General features: G+C 59.6%; 17 protein-coding genes and 1 riboswitch. Of the genes, 8 read left to right on the top strand and 9 right to left on the bottom strand.

Annotation, left to right across the window (positions count from 1 at the left end; translation table 11 throughout):
- The 3 genes from RMV17_RS27585 to RMV17_RS27575 all read left to right on the top strand — a co-directional run bounded on the left by RMV17_RS27585 (window position 1) and on the right by RMV17_RS27575 (window position 3,540).
- Window positions 1-1,770 carry a flavin monoamine oxidase family protein gene (locus tag RMV17_RS27585; protein WP_311883980.1) on the top strand — a complete coding sequence of 590 codons (1,770 nt, stop codon included), beginning with the start codon at window positions 1-3 and terminating at the stop codon, window positions 1,768-1,770.
- A gap of 611 nt (window positions 1,771-2,381) precedes the next feature.
- Window positions 2,382-2,933 carry a cytochrome b gene (locus RMV17_RS27580; RefSeq protein ID WP_034153635.1) on the top strand — a complete coding sequence of 184 codons (552 nt, stop codon included), beginning with the start codon at window positions 2,382-2,384 and terminating at the stop codon, window positions 2,931-2,933.
- 31 nt (window positions 2,934-2,964) lie between these two features.
- Entirely contained in the window at window positions 2,965-3,540 is a 576-nt protein-coding gene (locus tag RMV17_RS27575) for a YceI family protein (RefSeq protein WP_007913714.1), read from the top strand.
- Window positions 3,541-3,794: 254 nt separating this feature from the next.
- Here the strand turns inward: RMV17_RS27575 and RMV17_RS27570 are convergent, their stop codons facing one another.
- From RMV17_RS27570 to ahcY, 4 genes are all read right to left on the bottom strand, one after another.
- Window positions 3,795-5,681, bottom strand: a complete 1,887-nt coding sequence (locus tag RMV17_RS27570; RefSeq protein WP_034153634.1) for a DEAD/DEAH box helicase — start codon at window positions 5,679-5,681, stop codon at window positions 3,795-3,797.
- A gap of 222 nt (window positions 5,682-5,903) precedes the next feature.
- Window positions 5,904-6,716: an ABC transporter substrate-binding protein gene (locus RMV17_RS27565; RefSeq protein WP_108225093.1), complete on the bottom strand. Its 813-nt coding sequence runs from the start codon at window positions 6,714-6,716 to the stop codon at window positions 5,904-5,906.
- 193 nt (window positions 6,717-6,909) lie between these two features.
- Entirely contained in the window at window positions 6,910-7,755 is an 846-nt protein-coding gene (gene metF, locus RMV17_RS27560; RefSeq protein WP_311883973.1) for a methylenetetrahydrofolate reductase [NAD(P)H], read from the bottom strand.
- A 186-nt stretch (window positions 7,756-7,941) separates the two neighbouring features.
- Window positions 7,942-9,351 carry an adenosylhomocysteinase gene (gene ahcY / locus RMV17_RS27555; protein ID WP_064388105.1) on the bottom strand — a complete coding sequence of 470 codons (1,410 nt, stop codon included), beginning with the start codon at window positions 9,349-9,351 and terminating at the stop codon, window positions 7,942-7,944.
- A gap of 23 nt (window positions 9,352-9,374) precedes the next feature.
- Window positions 9,375-9,474: riboswitch (S-adenosyl-L-homocysteine riboswitch) on the bottom strand.
- A gap of 198 nt (window positions 9,475-9,672) precedes the next feature.
- On the opposite strand from ahcY, the gene RMV17_RS27550 reads away from it, so the two are divergent.
- On the top strand, window positions 9,673-10,080 hold the full coding sequence (locus RMV17_RS27550) for an acyl-CoA thioesterase (RefSeq protein ID WP_016984776.1): 408 nt from the start codon (window positions 9,673-9,675) through the stop codon (window positions 10,078-10,080).
- A gap of 187 nt (window positions 10,081-10,267) precedes the next feature.
- Window positions 10,268-11,155 carry a formate/nitrite transporter family protein gene (locus tag RMV17_RS27545; protein WP_311883967.1) on the top strand — a complete coding sequence of 296 codons (888 nt, stop codon included), beginning with the start codon at window positions 10,268-10,270 and terminating at the stop codon, window positions 11,153-11,155.
- On the opposite strand, the gene RMV17_RS27540 is transcribed toward RMV17_RS27545, so the two are convergent.
- On the bottom strand, window positions 11,156-12,421 hold the full coding sequence (locus RMV17_RS27540; protein ID WP_311883965.1) for a sodium:proton antiporter: 1,266 nt from the start codon (window positions 12,419-12,421) through the stop codon (window positions 11,156-11,158). It lies immediately after the preceding gene.
- 410 nt (window positions 12,422-12,831) lie between these two features.
- Window positions 12,832-14,001, bottom strand: a complete 1,170-nt coding sequence (locus tag RMV17_RS27535; RefSeq protein ID WP_311883963.1) for an MFS transporter — start codon at window positions 13,999-14,001, stop codon at window positions 12,832-12,834.
- Window positions 14,002-14,265: 264 nt separating this feature from the next.
- Here RMV17_RS27535 and RMV17_RS27530 point away from each other — a divergent pair, with 264 nt between their 5' ends.
- Window positions 14,266-15,099 (top strand): EamA family transporter, encoded by an 834-nt coding sequence (locus RMV17_RS27530; RefSeq protein WP_311883961.1) that lies wholly within the window; start codon window positions 14,266-14,268, stop codon window positions 15,097-15,099.
- 39 nt (window positions 15,100-15,138) lie between these two features.
- Window positions 15,139-15,522 (top strand): MAPEG family protein, encoded by a 384-nt coding sequence (locus RMV17_RS27525; protein WP_016987225.1) that lies wholly within the window; start codon window positions 15,139-15,141, stop codon window positions 15,520-15,522.
- Window positions 15,523-15,643: 121 nt separating this feature from the next.
- Here RMV17_RS27525 and RMV17_RS27520 read toward each other — a convergent pair whose 3' ends face one another.
- Window positions 15,644-16,822 (bottom strand): murein transglycosylase A, encoded by a 1,179-nt coding sequence (locus RMV17_RS27520; protein WP_034153626.1) that lies wholly within the window; start codon window positions 16,820-16,822, stop codon window positions 15,644-15,646.
- A 128-nt stretch (window positions 16,823-16,950) separates the two neighbouring features.
- Here RMV17_RS27520 and RMV17_RS27515 point away from each other — a divergent pair, with 128 nt between their 5' ends.
- Complete coding sequence (locus tag RMV17_RS27515) at window positions 16,951-17,400, top strand: cytochrome c (protein ID WP_108225099.1); 450 nt, start codon at window positions 16,951-16,953, stop codon at window positions 17,398-17,400.
- A gap of 78 nt (window positions 17,401-17,478) precedes the next feature.
- Here RMV17_RS27515 and RMV17_RS27510 read toward each other — a convergent pair whose 3' ends face one another.
- Window positions 17,479-17,874 carry a DUF1090 domain-containing protein gene (locus RMV17_RS27510; RefSeq protein ID WP_034153624.1) on the bottom strand — a complete coding sequence of 132 codons (396 nt, stop codon included), beginning with the start codon at window positions 17,872-17,874 and terminating at the stop codon, window positions 17,479-17,481.
- Window positions 17,875-17,971: 97 nt separating this feature from the next.
- Window positions 17,972-19,648 (bottom strand): NAD-dependent DNA ligase LigB, encoded by a 1,677-nt coding sequence (ligB, locus tag RMV17_RS27505; protein ID WP_311883956.1) that lies wholly within the window; start codon window positions 19,646-19,648, stop codon window positions 17,972-17,974.
- Window positions 19,649-19,836 lie beyond the last annotated feature (188 nt).

The raw sequence follows: 19,836 nt of genomic DNA, 5'->3' as shown, positions 1-19,836 counted from the left end.
ATGTCTGTCGGTTGGCTGCGCGCCTGTGCGCTGGTGATGTTGGGGCTGTTCAGCGTTACAGCGCTGGCCAAGGATAAAACTGCAATCGTGATCGGCGGTGGCCTGTCGGGCCTGACCGCTGCTTATGAGCTGCAAAACAAAGGCTGGCAGGTCACGCTGCTGGAAGCCAAGCCGAGCCTGGGCGGTCGTTCCGGTATGGCCACCAGCGAGTGGATCGGCAACGACAAGACCCAGCCGGTGCTGAACAAGTACGTGTCGACATTCAAGCTCGGCACCACGCCGGCTCCGGAATTCGTGCGGACCCCGGGTTACCTGATCGACGGCGAGTATTTCTCTGCCGCCGATCTGGCGACCAAGCAACCAGCCACTGCTGATGCCTTGAAGCGCTACCAGAAAACCCTCGACGATCTGGCGCGTTCCATCGACGATCCGCAGAACCCGGCGGCGACCAGCACCCTGCACGCGCTGGACCAGATCACCGTATCGAGCTGGCTCGACAAGCAGAATCTGCCGGCCACCGCGCGCCAGTTGATCAACCAGGACATCCGCACCCACTACGACGAACCTTCGCGTCTGTCGCTGCTGTACTTCGCGCAGCAGAACCGTGTCTATCGCGGCATCTCCGACCGTGATCTGCGCGCTTCGCGTCTGGTCGGCGGCAGCCAAGTGCTGGCGCAGGCGTTCGTTAAACAGATCAAAACCATCAAGACCAATTCGCCGGTGTCGGCCATCAATCAAGACAAGGACGGCGTGACCGTCAAGGTCGGCAGTGTTGGCTACCAGGCTGACTACGTTGTGCTGGCCGTGCCATTGCGCGCGCTGAACAAGATTGCGCTGACGCCGGCGCTGGATGCTCAGCACATGGCTGCGATCAAGGGCACCAACTACGGCTGGCGCGACCAGATCATGCTGAAGTTCAAGACGCCAGTGTGGGAAAGCAAGGCGCGCATGTCCGGCGAGATCTATAGCAACACTGGTCTGGGCATGTTGTGGATCGAGCCTGCCCTGAAGGGCGGCGCCAATGTGGTGATCAACCTGTCCGGCGACAATGCCCGCGTGATGCAGGCGTTCGGCGACAAGCAAATGGTCGATCAGGTGCTGATTCGTCTGCACGCGTTTTATCCACAGGCCCGTGGTTCGTTTACTGGTTATGAAATCCGTCGCTACAGCACCGACCCGTCGATGGGCGGCGCGTACCTGGCCTACGGCCCGGGCCAGATCAGCAAGTTCTGGCGCCTGTGGGAACGTCCGCTGCAACGCGTGACGTTCGCTGGCGAACACACCGACACCTTGTACCCGGGCACCCTGGAAGGCGCATTGCGCACCGGTCAGCGTGCGGCCAGTCAGGTTGAAGATCTGGCGGCAGGCAAATCGTTCGAGCCAGCTAAAGTGGTTCCGGCCGCAGCAGCGGCAGGCGCGGCGGGTGCCGTGGCGGCGAAGAAGGGCAACTTCTTCAGCAACCTGTTCGGTGGTTCGGATGACGAGAAGAAGCCTGAGCCTGTGAAGGCGCCAGAGCCGGCTCCAGCTCCGGTTGCTCCAGCGCCTGCGCCGACTCCGGCACCCGCGCCAGCTCCGGTGGAACCACCGAAACCAGCGGCCCCGGTGAAAGCTGAACCGGCGAAGAAAGCAGCGGCCAAGCCAGCGGCGAAGAAGCCTGCAGCTAAAACCGAGGCGAAGAAGACGCCGGCCAAACCGGCAGCGAAAAAGGCCGAACCGGCGAAGAAGCCAGCGGCCAAGCCTGCTGCAACGACCGAGACCAAGGCGCAGTAAGCCTTTGCTTCAATAAAGAACGCGGCCTTCGGGTCGCGTTTTTTTTCTGCATTTTTGTCCTTCGCCATCCGGTCACGGAGCTTACTTGTGTACCGGAGCCTTCCCACAAAGTACTCAGAGTGAGGTGATAGCGGATGCCCCAGCGCCAATTCTATGCTGGGAAAAATAGGAGGTACTTGATGAAAACGTTCACTCTCATACTTTTGCTGATTGCACTTCCCGGTTGCTCCAACGGGCGTTTCTTTCCTGGTGGTTATAGTTCAGAACTCGCGCATAAATGCCAGATAGATCCGTACAGCGCCGATTGCCTGCAACCGCCGCCGGTACTTCATAACTAATCAGCCATGAATAGAGGGCCGGTTACTTGAATAACTCTGTCCCGTTCGACAGTTTCCCTCGGCCACCTTTGCTTGCGCTTGTGCAGGCGTCCGAGAGTTTCAGCAACGATCATTTGTCCAGACGTCCCACGCCGTAATCGCCTTTAATCTTTCCTTAACACGTCACTTCCAGACTCTTGATCGTATTTCTCGATATTTCAAAGCAAAATTTTCCGCTTTAATTCGATAGATAACTCGCTAGTCTTGGTTCGCAGTTCTCACAGGATTTGGGCAATGCAGCTACGTAACTCTTCTTCGCGCTATGGTTGGGTCAGCATCTTCATGCACTGGGGCGTGGCGCTGGTGGTCTTCGGGCTGTTCGCGCTGGGCCTGTGGATGGTCGGGCTGGATTACTACAGCAGCTGGCGCAAAGAGGCGCCGGATCTGCACAAGAGCATCGGTCTGGTGCTGTTGGGGGTGATGGTGTTGCGGGTGCTGTGGCGCTTTATCAGCCCACCGCCGCCGACGCTGCAAAGCTACAGCCGCATGACCCGCATCGGCGCCAAGTTCGGCCACGGGTTTCTGTATCTGGCGCTGTTCGCTGTGATGCTTGCCGGTTACCTGATTTCCACCGCAGACGGTGTCGGGATCCCGGTGTTTGGCCTGTTTGAAGTTCCTGCACTGGTTTCCGGGCTACCGGATCAGGCAGATACCGCCGGGGTGATTCATCTCTGGCTCGCGTGGGCGCTGGTAATTTTTTCCGGCCTCCATGCGTTGGCAGCATTGAAGCACCACTTTATCGATCGTGATGCGACCCTGAAGCGAATGCTCGGTCGCAAAGCCTGAAATTCAACCTCGACTCAAAGGAAAAGAAAGCATGTTGAAAAAGACTCTGGCCGCTCTGGCAATCGGTTCTGCACTGCTCTCGGCTCAGGCCATGGCAGCGGACTACAAAATCGACAAGGAAGGTCAGCACGCCTTCGTTGACTGGAAAATCAGCCACCTGGGTTACAGCTTCATCCACGGTACCTTCAAAGATTTCGACGGTACTTTCTCGTGGGATTCGGCCAAGCCTGAAGCCAGCAAGATCTCGGTTGATGTGAAAACCGCCAGCCTGTGGTCGAACCACGCTGAACGTGACAAGCACATCGCCAGCAAAGACTTCCTGGACGTTGGCAAGTTTGCTGATGCCAAGTTCGTCTCCACCGCTGTTAAGTCGACCGGTGAAAAGACGGCTGACGTGACCGGCGACCTGACCCTGCACGGTGTGACCAAGCCTGTGACCTTCAAGGCTACGTTCAACGGCGAAGGCAAGGATCCATGGGGCGGCGAGCGTGCTGGCTTCAACGCCAAGACCACCCTCAACCTGAACGATTTCGGGATCAAGGGCCCAGGTCCTACCTCGCAAACTGCGGATCTGGACATCTCGCTGGAAGGCGTGAAAGTTAAATAACTTTCGCCCGCCACACAAAAACGCCCCCGGTCGAAAGGCCGGGGGCGTTTTTTATTGCCTGTCACACACATCCCCTGTGGGAGCGAGCCTGCTCGCGAAGGCGGCGGGTCAGTCAGCAATGATGTTGGCTGAATGACCGCTTTCGCGAGCAGGCTCGCTCCCACAGGGGATATGCGGTGATTCAGGGGGATTTGTTGCGGCATAAAAATGCCCCGGCTCTTTCGAGGCGGGGCATCTTCTAGGGCGGCGTTAACTCAGCGATTGCGGGTCAGCAAGGCTGGTTTTTCGCCACGCGGGCGGCTTGGCAGTTGATCAAGCTGCTCAGGCGTCGGGAAGCGGTCGGCTTTCGATTCCTTGTGCATGATCTTCGGGCCGTTGCTGCGCGGGTTCTGCACGGCTGGCTCGCTACGAGGCTGATCGTCACGGGCCGGACGACGGTTGCGCGAGGACGAGGCGGAGTCGTCGCGACGACCCGACTGACCATCACGCGGTGCGCCGTTGCGCGGGCCGCCGCTGCGTTTGGCTGGCGGGGTGCCGGTGCTCGAGCCGTTGCTGTTGCGCGGACCGTTCTGACGACCCTGCGACTGACCGCCGCGTGGTGCGCCCGAACCTGCGCCAGCACCTTGAGCCGGTGCGCCTGGACGACGGCCGCGACCGCCAGCCGGGGCAGGCTTGGGCACGTAGTCAACGCGGTTACCGAAGTTATCCACATCGTCGTCGAGGAACTCGTCCGGTGCACGATCAGCCGCCGCACGTGGTGGTTGGCTCGGACGCTGTTCGCGGGCTGGGGTGCCTTCACGTGGTTTCTGCTGACGGGCAGGGCGCTCGCCACGTTCACCGGCAGGTTTTTCCTTGCCCTTGTCTTTGCCTTTGTCTTTACGACCGCCACCACCACCGCCGCCATTCGGGCCATCACCGCGTGGGCCACGTGGATTGCGCGGATTGCGCACGTCCGGACGCTCACGGACTTCCGGCTTCTCGGCTTCAATGGTGCTCGAATCGAAGCCCATCAGGTCGCCGTCGGCGATTTTCTGCTTGGTCATGCGTTCGATGCTTTTCAGCAGTTTTTCTTCGTCCGGCGCGACCAGCGAGATCGCCTCGCCCGAACGACCGGCACGGCCAGTACGGCCGATACGGTGCACGTAGTCTTCATCGACGTTCGGCAGTTCGAAGTTGACCACGTGTGGCAACTGATCGATGTCCAGACCGCGTGCGGCGATGTCGGTCGCAACCAGGATGCGTACCTGGTTGGCCTTGAAGTCGGCCAGCGCTTTGGTGCGCGCGTTCTGGCTCTTGTTACCGTGGATCGCCACAGCCGGCAGGCCGTGCTTGTCCAGGTACTCGGCCAGACGGTTGGCGCCGTGCTTGGTGCGGGTGAAGACCAGCACCTGTTCCCACGCGCCGGCGGTGATCAGGTGCGCCAGCAGCGCACGCTTGTGGCTGGCCGGCAGACGGAACACGCGTTGTTCGATGCGCTCGACCGTGGTGTTCGGCGGCGTCACTTCGATGCGTTCCGGGTTGTGCAGCAGCTTGCCGGCGAGGTCGGTGATGTCCTTGGAGAAGGTCGCCGAGAACAGCAGGTTCTGACGCTTGGACGGCAGGCGCGCGAGGACTTTCTTTACGTCGTGCACAAAACCCATGTCGAGCATGCGGTCGGCTTCGTCGAGGACGAGGATTTCCACGTGGGACAGATCAACGCTGCCCTGGCCACACAGATCGAGCAAACGACCCGGGCAGGCAACGAGCACGTCAACGCCACGGGACATGGCCTGAACCTGCGGGTTCATGCCGACGCCGCCGAAGATGCAGGCGCTGACGAATTTCAGGTCACGGGCGTAGATCTTGAAGCTCTCGTGAACCTGGGCCGCGAGTTCGCGGGTCGGGGTCAGGACCAGTACGCGCGGTTGGCGCGGGCCATGACGCTGGGATTTGTCCGGGTGACCGTTGGGGAACAACCGCTCCAGGATCGGAAGGGCGAAACCGCCGGTTTTACCGGTACCTGTCTGAGCCGCCACCATCAGGTCGCGACCTTGCAACACGGCGGGAATGGCCCGCTGTTGCACCGGAGTAGGCTCGGTATAGCCCGCATCTTCGATGGCGCGGACTAAAGCCTCGGAGAGACCGAGGGAAGCAAAGGACATGAGTAATCCTGTTTTAGTTAGGGCTTGGCCCAATGGGAGTCTTGCCTGGCGCGAATCACGTTTAAGAGGACGCAATCCCGTCCGGTCCTGCTGCGGTTCCGAAGGCACGTCTGGAGCGCTCGCGCGGGCTGCAAAGCTGCGCTGTAGCGGGTCGAGAGGCCTGTTACGGTTCCGGGCGTCCGGGCGTGAGCCTGGCGGGAACGCCGGAGTATAACAGAGCAATCACTGCGCGCTGCTTTCCTGCTGCTCAACGGTTTTGCGGTTGGCCGTGGCTGAATTCATTGAAGGGCTGCTGGCGGGGGCGGCGCCGTAGCGTGCGCTCAGCTCGGCGTAGGCTGGTTCACGCTTGAAACGTTTGAGTTCGGCACCGAAACGCTGCACCAGAAGATCCATGCCGGCATTGCGCCGAACCGCCAGAAACTGGCTTTGGCGGCTAATCACGGTAGGATTTTCGGTGATCTGATCGCGAATATTCAATTCATCGAGCAAATGCTGACCGACGCGGCGATCGGTGATCAGCAAGTCGATGCGACCGCGCACCAGTTTGCCGAAGTTGGCTTCGTGGGTCGGTGCCGGCTCACGGGTAAACAGGGTCGATTCGCGGAAATCCGGGCTATACAAATAGCCTGGCGAAGTGCCGATGGTCAGGCCTTTGAGCTCTTCGAGTTTACGGAACGGGTGTGGCCGGTCGTTGGCGTAGAACATCACGAACTCGACGTCCGACAGCGGCTCGCTTGGGTAAAGCAGGGTCGCGTCGCGTTCATCACTGTGAAAAATATCCAGTGCACCGTCGGCCTGACCGGTTTCAAGCATCGACAGGCAGCGCTTCCACGGCAGGAATTGCCATTCGACTTCGATGCCCAGACGTTTGAAGACGATGGCCGTGGTTTCGTAGTCCAGCCCGAGGTTCTTGCCACCTTCTTCATACACGTAAGGCGCCCATGGCTCGGTGACAATACGCAACTTCTCGCCCCGAGCAGCGAAGCTCAGGCAAGCAAAAACCAGCACGGCGAATAACTGCGTGATCAAAGGCATGGCTTGAGATTACGACGAGAAACGCGAAAGAGCCAGAAAGTGCCTGCACAAGCTCTGTCTCGGGCTTTTAAAAGCAAAAAATCGCAGCCTTCGGCAGCTCTTACAGGGTGAACTAGATCCCAATGTAGGAGCTGCCGCAGGCTGCGATCTTTTGATCTGGCTTGTAGCTTTCAGCTTGAAGCTTGTAGCTGCTTCAACGCGGCAATTTCAGGTTATTCCAGATCGCCAGACTAGGCTCAGCCTGGTTCATGGAATAGAAGTGCAGCCCCGGTGCGCCGCCCTGTAACAGACGCTCGCACATCTCGCTGACGACTTGCTCGCCAAAGCGCTGAATGCTTTGCGTGTCATCGCCGTAGGCTTCCAGTTGCTTGCGAATCCAGCGCGGGATTTCCGCACCGCAGGCATCGGAGAAACGCGCCAGTTTGCTGTAGTTGGTGATCGGCATGATCCCCGGAACGATCGGCAGATCGACACCCTGCGCCTGCAAACGCTCGACGAAGTAGAAATAACTGTCGGCGTTGAAGAAGTACTGGGTGATCGCGCTGTTGGCGCCGGCCTTGGCCTTGCGGATGAAGTTGGCCAGATCGTCTTCGTAGTTGCGTGCTTGCGGATGCATCTCCGGGTAAGCGGCAACTTCGATGTGGAAATGGTCACCGGTTTCTTCACGAATGAATTCAACCAGCTCATTGGCGTGACGCAGCTCACCGCTGGTCATGCCCATGCCGGACGGCAGGTCGCCACGCAGGGCGACGATACGCTTGATGCCGGCCGCCTTGTACTCGTTCAGCAGGCCGCGCAGGTCGTCCTTGCTGTCGCCGACGCACGACAGGTGCGGTGCGGCCGGGATTTTGACTTCGCTTTCCAGTTGCAGAACGGTGTTGAGGGTGCGATCACGGGTCGAACCACCAGCGCCATAGGTGCAGGAAAAGAAATCGGGGTTGTAAGTGGCCAACTGACGGGCAGTGGCGAGCAGTTTTTCATGCCCAGCATCGGTCTTGGTCGGAAAGAACTCGAAGCTGTAGCGACGGTCTTGAGACATCGGAGGGGACCTCCAGCTACAAGCTGCAAGCTTCAAGCTGCAAGAGAGCGGAGCGCCCAAACCTTGCGCCTGAAGCTTGCGGCCAGCGGCTGCATAATGACGATGAAGAAGCCAGCGACAGCCGCAGGCAGCAAGTAAACCAACCGCTTCTACTTGCCGCTTGCAGCTTGAAGCTCGCAGCTGCTTTTAATAACGGTAAGCGTGCGGCTTGAACGGGCCTTCGACGGTGACGCCGATGTAGTCAGCCTGTTGCTTGGTCAGTTGCGTGACCACGCCGCCGAAGCCGCGAACCATTTCCAGGGCCACTTCTTCGTCGAGCTTCTTCGGCAGTACTTCAACGGTCAGGCGCTCGGCTTTCTGGGCTGGCGACAGGTCGGCGTACTTCTGGCCGAACAGGAAGATCTGTGCCAGAACCTGGTTGGCGAACGAACCGTCCATGATGCGGCTTGGGTGACCGGTGGCATTGCCCAGGTTCACCAGACGGCCTTCGGCCAGCAGGATCAGGTAGTCGTCGTTCTGCGCGTCGAAAGCGCCCGGGCCGGTACGGTGGATCTTGTGTACCTGCGGCTTCACTTCTTCCCATGCCCAGTTCTTGCGCATGAAAGCGGTGTCGATTTCGTTGTCGAAGTGACCGATGTTGCAGACAACAGCGCGCTTCTTCAGGGCTTTGAGCATGTTCGCGTCGCAAACATTGACGTTACCGGTGGTGGTCACGATCAGGTCGATCTTGCCCAGCAGCGCTTTGTCGATGCTCGCTTCGGAACCGTCGTTGATACCGTCGATGAACGGCGAAACCAATTCGAAACCGTCCATGCATGCTTGCATGGCGCAGATCGGGTCAACTTCGGAGACTTTAACGATCATGCCTTCCTGACGCAGCGACTGAGCCGAACCCTTGCCCACGTCACCGTAACCGATGACCAGCGCTTGCTTGCCGGACAGCAGGTGGTCGGTACCGCGTTTGATCGCGTCGTTCAGGCTGTGACGGCAGCCGTACTTGTTGTCGTTCTTGGACTTGGTCACCGAGTCGTTGACGTTGATGGCCGGGATTTTCAGCTCGCCCTTGGCCAGCATGTCCAGCAGACGGTGTACGCCGGTGGTGGTTTCTTCGGTCACGCCGTGAACGCGATCCAGTACTTGTGGGTACTTGTCGTGCAGCAGCTGAGTCAGGTCGCCGCCGTCGTCGAGGATCATGTTGGCGTCCCATGGCTGGCCATCTTTCAGGATGGTTTGTTCCAGGCACCACTCGTACTCTTCTTCAGTTTCGCCTTTCCAGGCGAAAACCGGGATGCCGGCAGCAGCGATAGCGGCAGCGGCCTGATCCTGAGTCGAGAAAATGTTGCACGACGACCAGCGTACTTCGGCACCCAGGGCAACCAGGGTTTCGATCAGCACGGCAGTCTGAATGGTCATGTGGATGCAGCCGAGGATCTTGGCGCCTTTCAACGGCTGTTCGCCGGAGTACTTGCGACGCAGACCCATCAGAGCCGGCATTTCCGATTCGGCGATGATGGTTTCGCGACGGCCCCAGGCAGCCAGGGACATGTCGGCAACTTTGTAATCGTTAAAATCTGCAGGCGTGATAACAGCGCTCATGAAGAGCCTCCATTCGTAATGTATGCGAATGGGCGCCGTTGTGCGTTTAGTGTCCGGCCTAAGGCCGGTCAACGCCCCATCCGAGCCTGACAGGTTGAACCTGCTGCAGCGCCCCTCGGACAGGTGGCGGGAAAACGGTATCAATTGAAGATGACCGTTTTGAAACGGGGGCGATTATAGCCGTCTAGACTGATCTTCCAAAGGGTTTCTGTCGGCCAGATGAAGATCGTTAATGACGACCATAGTCGAAGCCGCATGGAGCCTGACCGCTCAGTCTGCCAAGATACCGTCCATCGTTCGGCAAGACACTCAGGAGTGAAGATGAATTTCCACACCCGCAAATGGGTAAAACCCGAAGACCTCAACCCCAACGGCACTCTGTTCGGTGGCAGCCTGTTGCGCTGGATCGACGAAGAAGCGGCGATTTACGCGATCGTCCAGTTGGGCAATCAGCGCGTGGTGACCAAGTACATTTCCGAAATCAACTTCGTCAGCGCCTCGCGCCAGGGCGACATCATCGAACTGGGCATCACCGCCACCGAGTTCGGCCGCACCTCGATCACCCTGACCTGCGAAGTGCGCAACAAGATCACCCGCAAGAGCATTCTCACCGTTGAGAAAATGGTGTTTGTGAACCTCGGTGAAGATGGTTTGCCGGCGCCGCACGGCCGCACCGAGATCAAATATGTGAAAGATCAGTTCCAGGAAGATGAATTAGTCACCAAATAATGCAACCCCTGTAGGAGCTGCCGAAGGCTCGGGCCGCGATCGGACGATCTTTTGACTTTGTTTTTTGTAAAGCAGATCAAAAGATCGCAGCCTTCGGCAGCTCCTACACTATTAGTGTGGCGCTCACAGAACGTATTCCAAGCCGCCGGGGTCGTAGGTAAACACCACCCCCCACGGTTCCCACGCCATGACCACGCCTACCGACGGCAAGACCCCCGACCTCTCGGCCAAAGAGCAACACGAAGTCGAGAAAAGCCAGCCGCCTCGCGCGGCCGTTCTGCACGAAATCATCCGCTCTCAAGGCGATCAGGAGCTGGAGCGCAGCATCGCCGCACTCTGGTGGTCGGCGCTGGCGGCGGGGCTGACCATGGGTCTGTCACTGATGGGCATGGGTCTGCTCAATTCGCGCCTGCCCGACGGTGATGAATTCAAAGTGATCGCCAGCTTCGGCTACTGCGCGGGTTTTCTCGCAGTGATCCTCGCCCGTCAGCAACTGTTCACCGAAAACACCCTGACCGCCGTGCTGCCGGTCATGACCAAACCAACCATTCGCAACTTCGGCCGGCTTATCCGTCTGTGGACAGTGGTGCTGGTCGGCAACCTGTGCGGCACGATTCTGGTCGCGTACGTGATGCTCGAACTGCCGATCTTCGACACCAAGACTGACCACGCCTTTCTCGAAATCGGCCGCAAGGTCATGGAAAACCACGCCAGCCAAATGTTCGCCAAGGGCATCGTTTCCGGCTGGATGATCGCCACCATGGTCTGGATGATTCCGTCCATGGAGAGCGCGAAGATGTGGATCATCATCCTCATCACCTACCTGATGGCGCTCGGCGACTTCACTCACATCGTGGTGGGTTCGGCCGAGGTGTCGTATCTGGTGTTTGCCGGCGAGCTGCCGTGGAGTGATTTCTGGATGGTCTTCGCCGGGCCAACGCTGGCGGGGAACATCATTGGTGGCAGCTTTATCTTTGCGCTGATCAGCCATGCGCAGATCCGCAGTGAGAGCGGGGCGCCGAAGGATGCGGCGGATCAGGCCGAGAAACCTGATCCGCAGCAGATCAAAAAATGATCAGTGGTGAGCAGGTTCGCTGGTGGTCGCGGGCTCGTTGCGAGTCGCGTGCTTGACCAGTTTGCCGATAGTCAGCCCCTGCAACAGGATTGACGACAGCACCACGATGTAAGTGATGCTCAGCAGCAGATCGCGCTCCGGGCCCAGCGGCAGGGCCAGCGCCAGTGCCACCGAGACACCGCCGCGCAAACCGCCCCAGGTCAGAATCCGGATGGTGCCGGCGGGCACTGTCCGCCAGCGGCGCAGCAGCAGAATCGCCGGAGCCACAGTGAGCAGGCGCGAGAGCAGAATGGCCACCGCCAACACACTCGCCGCCGCCACGTGCAGCCAGTTGAACGGCAGCAGCAACAGCTCCATGCCGATCAGCGCGAACAGCAGCGCGTTGAGCATGTCATCGAGCAATTCCCAGAAACCGTCGAGGTAGCGGCGGGTCATGTCGTTCATCGCCAGATTACGCCCGACGTTGCCGATGATCAGACCGGCGACGACCATCGCAATCGGCGCGGAAACGTGAATCTCCGTGGCCATCGCCGAACCGCCGATGACCAACGCCAGGGTCAGCATCACGGTGATCTGATGCTGTTCGACACTCTTGATCATTCGATAGACCAGATAACCGATCAGCCCACCGAACAACACACCGCCAATCGCTTCATGAACGAACAACATGGCGGTGGCACTGACGGTCGGGGTTTCGCCGAGTTGGGCGATGCCCAGCAACACGGTGAACACCACTACCGCCGTGCCGTCATTGAACAGCGACTCACCGACGATGGTGGTTTTCAGTGGCTTCGAGGCGTTGGCGGTACGCAGTACACCGAGCACCGCAATCGGGTCGGTCGGCGAAATCAGCGCGCCGAATAGCAGGCAATACAAGAAACTCACGTGCCAGCCGAACAGGGCAAAAATGTAATAGGCAAGGCTGCCGATGACCGTGGTGGCAATCAACACGCCGAAAGTCGCCAACAGGCCGATGGGCCAGCGGTAGCTGCGCAGGTCATTCAGGTTGACGTGCAGGGCGCCGGCGAACAGCAGGAATGAGAGCATCCAGTTCATCAGCAGATCGCCGAAGTCGATCTGACCGATCAGTTGCTGCACGCGTTCTTCGAGACCGGGGTAACCGAGCACGCTCAGGCCTTGCAGGATCAGCGAGAACAACAGCGCGGTGACCATCACGCCGATGGTCGGCGGCAGGCCGATGAAGCGGAAGTTGACGAAGGTGAGGAGGGTGGTGAGGCAGATGAAAGCGGCGACAAGTTCAAGCATCCGGGGTCCTTTGGATGAGGGGTGAGTGGAGCGCGCCCGATGCTTGGGCGCAGGGGTTTGATGGGCTGAGAGCGACAGAGGGCACAAGCTTCCCTCACCCCAGCCCTCTCCCGGAGGGAGAGGGAGCCGACCTTATTGTCTTGCGGCATGCATTGACCTGAATAACCGAGTCGATTATGGATTCGGTAATGCGCGTCAGGTCGGCGTACTTCTGAAGCATCCCCCGATCAGTCCCCTCTTCCAGAGGGAGCCGATCTTATGGTCTGTGGCATGCATCGACCTGAATAACCGAGTCGATTATGGATTCAGCAAAGCGGGTTCACGTCGGCGTATCTCTCAAATATCCCCCATTCAGTCCCCTCTCCCTCTGGGAGAGGGCTAGGGTGAGGGCTCTGTCTGGCACAACACGATTAGCCGGACACATTGACCGCAGCCGCTTCGCGACGTTGCAGATAGATAAAGAAAAGCGCCGTCAGCACCGTCAATACACCGACCATCGCACCCGTCCACGGCAAGTCCGCCAGATCCGCGCCACTGGCAACTACCAGCCCGCCGATCCACGCACCCGCCGCGTTGCCAAGGTTGAATGCACTCTGGTTCAACGTCGAGCCCAGATTCGGCGCTTCATGCGCCTGATCGATGATCAGCAATTGCAGAATCGGACACAGCGCAAAAGCGAAAATCCCCCACAGCACCAGCGTGATTGCCGCTGGCACCACCGAGCGACTGGTCTGGCTGAACGCCGCCAGAATCACCACCACGGCCAAGGCCACACCAACCAGCGACGGCAACAAACGGCTATCGGCCAGACGCCCGCCGAGCATGCTGCCACCGGTCAAGCCGACGCCGAACAACAGCAGCATCACCGTCACGCCGTGCGGGCTGACGCCGGTGATGTCCTGCAGGATCGGCGCGATATAGGTGAACACGCTGAACAGGCTGGTCGACGCCAGCACACTCATGCCCAGTGCCAGCAACACGTTGACCTTGCCCAGTACCTTGAATTCGCTGGCGAGGTTGGCCTTGTCCATCGGGATGTGTTTTGGCAGCCACAACCATTGCGCGAGCGCCGCAATCACACCAATCACCGACACCGCCCAGAACGTCGAACGCCAGCCGGCGTATTGCCCGAGCGCCGTGCCCAGCGGTACGCCGAGGACGTTGGCCAAGGTCAGGCCGGTGAACATCATCGCAATCGCCTGCGCGCGTTTGTTCGGTGCGACCAGTCCGGCGGCGACCACCGAGCCAATGCCGAAGAACGCACCGTGGCACAGCGCCGTAACCACACGTGCAGCCATCAGCGTGACGTAGTTTGGCGCCAGGGCGCAGAGCACATTGCCGAGGATGAACATCAGTGTCATCCCCAGCAGCGTTGCTTTACGTGGCATGTTCGCGGTACCGATCGCGAGGATCGGCGCGCCGAACACTACGCCCAACGCATAACCGGTGATCAACAGACCGGCGTGGGGAATGCTCACGGCGAGGTCGCGGGCGACATCGGGCAGCAAGCCCATGATGACGAATTCGGTTGTGCCGATGCCGAATGCGGCAACAGCGAGTGCAAGCAAGGCGAGTGGCATGCGCAAGGTCTCTGTCGGTAGTCTTGACGCTTTGATCAGGCATACGCAGGCCGACGACCGATCTCGATAGAGGCCGGTGCAGGCAGGAATTATTGGTATTTTTCTGTGCGCAACTGAGTGCGGCGTGGTCGCTTGCAGTATAAACAGCTGCTGACACATCGCGAATCAATAATCTGACTATTCGACGATTCACTGTAGGAGCTGCCGCAGGCCCGAGCCTGCGGCAGCTCCTACATGGGGACTCATAAAAATAAGGGGTAAGACGTGCTGGCGACGGGGTTGGTATTGATGGCGGCGCTGTTGCATGCGACGTGGAATACGTTAATCAAGTTCAGCGCCGAACGGTTGCTGGTGGTGGCGTGCATGGACAGCGTGGCGCTGCTGGTCGTCGCCATCGCGTTGCCATTCGTGAGCTTGCCGCCCATGGAAATCTGGCCGTGGATTCTGGCGTCGGCAGCGTTTGAATTGCTGTATCGCTACCTGCTGATTCAGGCGTATCGGGTCGGCGATCTCGGCTTGGTCTATCCACTGATGCGCGGTTTGTCGCCGCTGGTAGTGCTGGCGCTGACACTGATCTTCGCCGGCGAGGTGCTCACCACCCAGCAGATATTCGGCATCATGCTGATTCCGTTGGGCATGGTTTGCTTGCTATGGCAGGGCGGCGGTGGCAAGCACTTGCCGTGGTCGATGCTGCCGGTGGTGGCGCTGATCGGTCTGTGCATCGGTTGCTACACCTACATCGATGGCCAGGCACTGCGCCGCTGGTCGCATCCACTGGATTATCTGGTCTGGGTCACGCTGCTCAGTGCCTGGCCGTTTCCCTTGCTGGCGTGGGTCGCCAAGCGTCCGGCGTTCATGCTGTTCTGGCGTGAGCAATGGAGGCTGGGCCTGGCGGTGGGCGTCTGCGTGTTGGCCAGCTACGCTCTGGTGCTGTGGGCGATGCAGTTGGGCTCTATTGCCGAAGCGGCAGCGTTGCGCGAGATCAGCGTGATTCTGGTGGTGCTGTTCGGCATGCGCTACTTGAAAGAACCTTTCGGCCGCCCGCGGCTCTTAGCCTGTGGGCTGGTGCTGATCGGCATGCTGGTGATGAAGTTCTGACCGCTCGCGAATTCTATAACTCGAAAAAAGGACGGCGTTATGACGGTGGCTCTGTGGTGCGTGTTGATTGCGATTTTTCTGCCATACATCTGCACTGGCGTGGCGAAAGCAGTGGGTGGCTACCGGTTGAGTGATAACCACGATCCGCGCGACTTTCTCGAAAGTCTCAACGGTGTGGCCCGTCGGGCGCACGCGGCGCAACTGAACAGCTTTGAGGTGATGCCGGCGTTTGCAGCGGCGGTGATCGTCGCGCACCTGGTGGGAACCGCGCAGTTGGTGACGGTCAATGTGCTGGCGGTGATGTTTATTACCAGTCGCCTGCTGTACATCATTTGCTACCTGGCGGACTGGGCGATCCTGCGTTCGCTGGTGTGGTTTGTGGGGATGGGGCTGATTGCTTCGTTCTTCTTTGTGTCGGTCTGATTCTCGGGTGTTGCTGATGGCCTCTTCGCGAGCAGGCTCGCTCCCACATGGATATGCATTCCAACTGTGGGAGCGAGCCTGCTCGCGAAAGCCATTGTTCAGACGACAAAGATCCTAAGGGTTACTTCTTCTCTGTATCCGCCACCTGCGGCACTTGCGGCAACGCGGCACCTTTTGGCCAGAGCATCCAGATCTGCCCTTGCTGCTTCATGTCCCCGGCCAGTTGCCCGGCCGCGTCGCCCGTACCCCAGAACAGATCCGCACGCACCTCGCCGGCAATCGCACCGCCGGTATCCTGCGCCGCCACCGGGCGCACCAGTGCAGTGCCATCTGGTTTTGTGGTTGATAGCCACAACAGACTGCCCAACGGAATTACCTTGCGATCCACCGCCGCGCTGTAGCCGGCCGTCAACGGTACGTTCAGCGAACCGCGCGGGCCTTCGTTGCTGTCCGGGTTGCGGGTGAAAAACACATAGCTCGGATTGCTGCCCAGCAGTTCCGGGATGCGCGAAGGATTGGCCTTGGCCCAGTTGCTGATCGCGCTCATGGTCACGTCTTCTTTCTTCAGCTCGCCTTGCTCGACCAGCCAGCGGCCGATTGGGCGATACGGATGCCCGTTCTGGTCGGCGTAGGCGATGCGCAGCTGTTTGCCGTCTTCTGTCTGAATGCGTCCGGAGCCCTGGATCTGCAGAAATTGCAGGTTCATCGGATCGGTCAGGTACGCGACCACAGGGGCTTTCACACCTTTGGATTCGATGGTCGCGGCGTCGTCGTAAGGCTTGAGCACTCGGCCCTCAAGGCGACCGCGCAGGCGTTTTCCCTTCAGCTCCGGGTAAATGCTGTCCAGCGAGACAATGATCATGTCTTCCGGGACGCCGTACACCGGTACATTGGCCGTGTCGGTAGGCGTCAGGCTGCCGGGGTAGACCGGTTCGTAGTAACCGGTGATCAATCCGTTGGGGTTGTCGTTTTCAGCGCGCAGGCCGAACACGTCGAGATTCTGTTTGAGGAAAGCGCGAATCTCTTCAGCACTTTGCGGCACGTTGGCTGCGGCGGCGCAGGTGGTGCCCCACACGGCGTCAGCCTTGAGTCGGGTGCAGGCGCTGCGCCACGAACCGAAGCCGGCGACCAGATCGCTGTCGGATACTGCCGGCAAGGCTTCCCAGGTGGCGCTGGAATAAGTGGCCAGTGCGTGGGTTTTTGGCTTGGCGCTGTCACCGCCGGTGCAGCCGGCGAGGATTGCCAGCAGTGGCAGGGTTGCGATCAGCGGGTGACGCCAGGCCTGGAAGCGGCTGTTCATGGAGTGATTCCTGTGCCGGTTGGCCGAGTGCTCCATGCGCTCGAACAACCCGTATTTTTAATAGGGCTATTGGTGTTTGGCGGGGACGCGAGGATACTGGCCGCCGAATTCCGTGACCTGAAGCCACCATGACTCTTAAACGAATTTCTGTTGTATTGCTGGCCTGTCTGACCCTTTCCGCCTGTGGCGGTGTCGATCCGAATTCTCCGCTGGGCCAACGCAAGGCGATCTTCAAGCAGATGCTCAAGACCGGCGAAGACCTGGGCGGCATGTTGCGTGGACGCATTCCGTTCGACGGACCGAAGTTTGCCGAAGGCGCGGTAAAACTCGATGCGTTGTCCCATGAACCGTGGAAGCATTTTCCGCAGGTGCGTGAAGAAGATCACACCAGCGCCAAGGACGATGTCTGGAAGCAGCAGGCGCGTTTTCAGGAAATGGCCCGCAACCTTGAAGCGGCCACCGGTGAATTGGTGATTGCCAGTCAGGTTCAGCCGTACAAGGCCAGCAATCTCGGGCCGGCGGTGCAGAAAGTTGAAGATGCCTGCAGTGCTTGCCATAAACAGTTTCGCGATCATTGATAATTAAAAGATCGCAGCCTGCGGTAGCTCCTGCATTGATCAGGGTAGGAGCTGCCGCAGGCTGCGATCTTCTGATTTTTACTTATCGATTTCGTCCAGCGCGTCTTGCAGTTCTTTGCGCGACTCAGCCAGCTTGTCTTTGCGCTTGTTGATCTTCTCCGGATCGCCTTTTTTCATGGCCTTGTCGAGATCAGCCTGACGCTTGCTCACTTCGTGCTTGGCGTCGAGCACCTTGTTTTCGCGTTCTTTCTTCAGCCCCGCGTCGGTGCAGTTTTTCGTCACTTCATCCAGAGCCGTTTGCAGGCCGGCCTGCTGATCGGCATTGCCGCGCGATTTCGCCTGTTCGATCTGATTCATGATGCCCTGCTTCTTGGCAGCGCAGCCGGTCAGGCCCGGGGCGTCTTCGTCGGCCATCACAGGGGCGGCCATTACGCCGCAAAGGGTCAGTAAGGCGAGCGGTGCGAAAAATTTCATAAAAGCTCCATGTGCAAAGGCAATCGGGTCGGTCAGGCACTGCGCTGTTGGAGCGCCTCGGTGGCCGATGGGTTCCCGGCGCGCCGGGATTGCGTAGTCAGAAACCGTCGATTCCGGCGGCCTGTAAGGTTTCGCTCAAGGCCAGTACCTGCGGATCGCGAAAGAATGCGCTCAATTGCGCTGCGCGTCCCGGGCCGATACCGGCTTCTGCCTGCCATTGTTCGGTATCGCGTTGTGCCAGCGCCTGCCACGAATCAGGCAGTTGTGCCTGACCGGTTGGCGGCAAGCCCAAGGCTTTGAGCCATTGGGTGAACGGTCGCTGGCGGGCGCTGTGAAAGCTGTTCATCAGGCGTTCGCTGCTGCGTTCGCCGAAGCCGGCAATGTTAGCAAGCTCTGGCGCGTCGAGGGTCAACCAATCCAGCAGGTTGTTCACACGGCGTGTTTCGAGAAGTTTCTCCCACGTGCCACGACCGACATGTTGCAGCGCCAGCCCTTGTTTGCCACTGAGCCAGGTCAGGCGTGCGAGAAACTGGCTTTCGCAGCCGGGCGTGGGTTGCCAGCAGCTCAATGCGTGGAAGTCGTCGGCGTTGGGGATGTTGAGGTTTGTGCGTTCGGCGGCGCGCAGCACCACGCTGTCGAGCCGTGGAATGGTCAGGCCGGCGAGGCTGATTGCCACTTGGTCACCGGGGCGGATATCCAGGTCTTGCCAGCGCTTGAAGGAACTGGCGCTGACCCGTTTGATTTCCCGGTCATCGAGCATGACGGGTTTGAGTTCGAGTACTGGCGTGATACGCCCGGTGCGCCCGATCTTGAAGTTGACCTTGCGCACTTCGGCCAGCGCTTGAGCAAAAGGATACTTCCACGCAACTGCCCAATACGGAGCGCGAGCCTGCCAGCGCTCGGCGGGTGGTCGTTGGCTCTGGCGCAATACCGCGCCGTCAGTGGCAAAGGGCAGGGGTGAGCGATACCAGTGATCGCGCCATTTCTGTGCTGCAGCAAAGTCGGCGACAGGATGACTGTAGGGTTCAATCGTGGCGAAACCCAGCGTCGCCAACGTGGCGACTCGCTCGGGCAACTGCGCTGGGCCTTGTGGCCAGTCCCAGACGAACAGTCCGATACCGGCGGCTTGCTCGGCATCCAGGGTTTTGCGTCCCATCAGTCCCGCGACGGTGGAGCGAGCGTTAACGCTGCCGGATCGAGCTTGCACGTGCTCGTTCAAGCGCCAATAGAGTTCGCCCTGCACCAGCATATCCAGCGGTTGTCTCAGGCGTTGAGGAATGGCGCCGATCTTCTGCGCTGATGGCGTCCAGTCCTGCCCACGAACCCCGTCACCGCGACTGATTGCCTGGTGCAAAACGCCTGCGCGGTAAATCAGCGTCACTGCGACGCCGTCGACTTTGGGTTGTATCCAGACATCCTTGCGATCACGTAGCCACGTTTCCACCGCCTCGGCCTTATGCAGTTTATCCAGGCCGGTATGGGCGATGGGGTGGGCGTTTGAGCCTGAGGCTGTGCGCAAGGGGTCGGGTGGCGAGGGGAGTTTGAAACACTCTCGCCATTCGTTCAGGCGTGTGCGCGATTGATCGTAGAGCTCATCGGCAATCAGTGAGCGGCCTTCGCGGTGGTAGGCGTCGTCCCATTGGTTTATCTGTTTTTGCAGGGCGGCGATTTCGCTTTTTGCTTGAGTGGCTGGCCATTGCGGGCAATCGGCGTAGGCGTTGAGGGTCGTACAGGCGACGAGGAAAACAGACAGCAGGTGCAGCGTGGCAAGCATCGTGAGCGTCCTTGCTCAGGGGGAATGCTTGAAGGTTAGGCGAAGATATTTACTCCGCCGGATGGGTGTTTTACGGCTTGTTTCTGTGCAGTAAAAACAGCCCCTCACCCTAACCCTCTCCCCGGGGGAGAGGGGACTGACCGAGTGGTTTGCTGGATATGCATCGACCTGAACGTTCTGAGTTGAAC

This window comes from Pseudomonas sp. VD-NE ins (assembly GCF_031882575.1).
Taxonomy (GTDB): Bacteria; Pseudomonadota; Gammaproteobacteria; order Pseudomonadales; family Pseudomonadaceae; genus Aquipseudomonas; species Aquipseudomonas fluorescens_BZ.
This window is presented reverse-complemented; position numbering and strand designations above follow the sequence as displayed.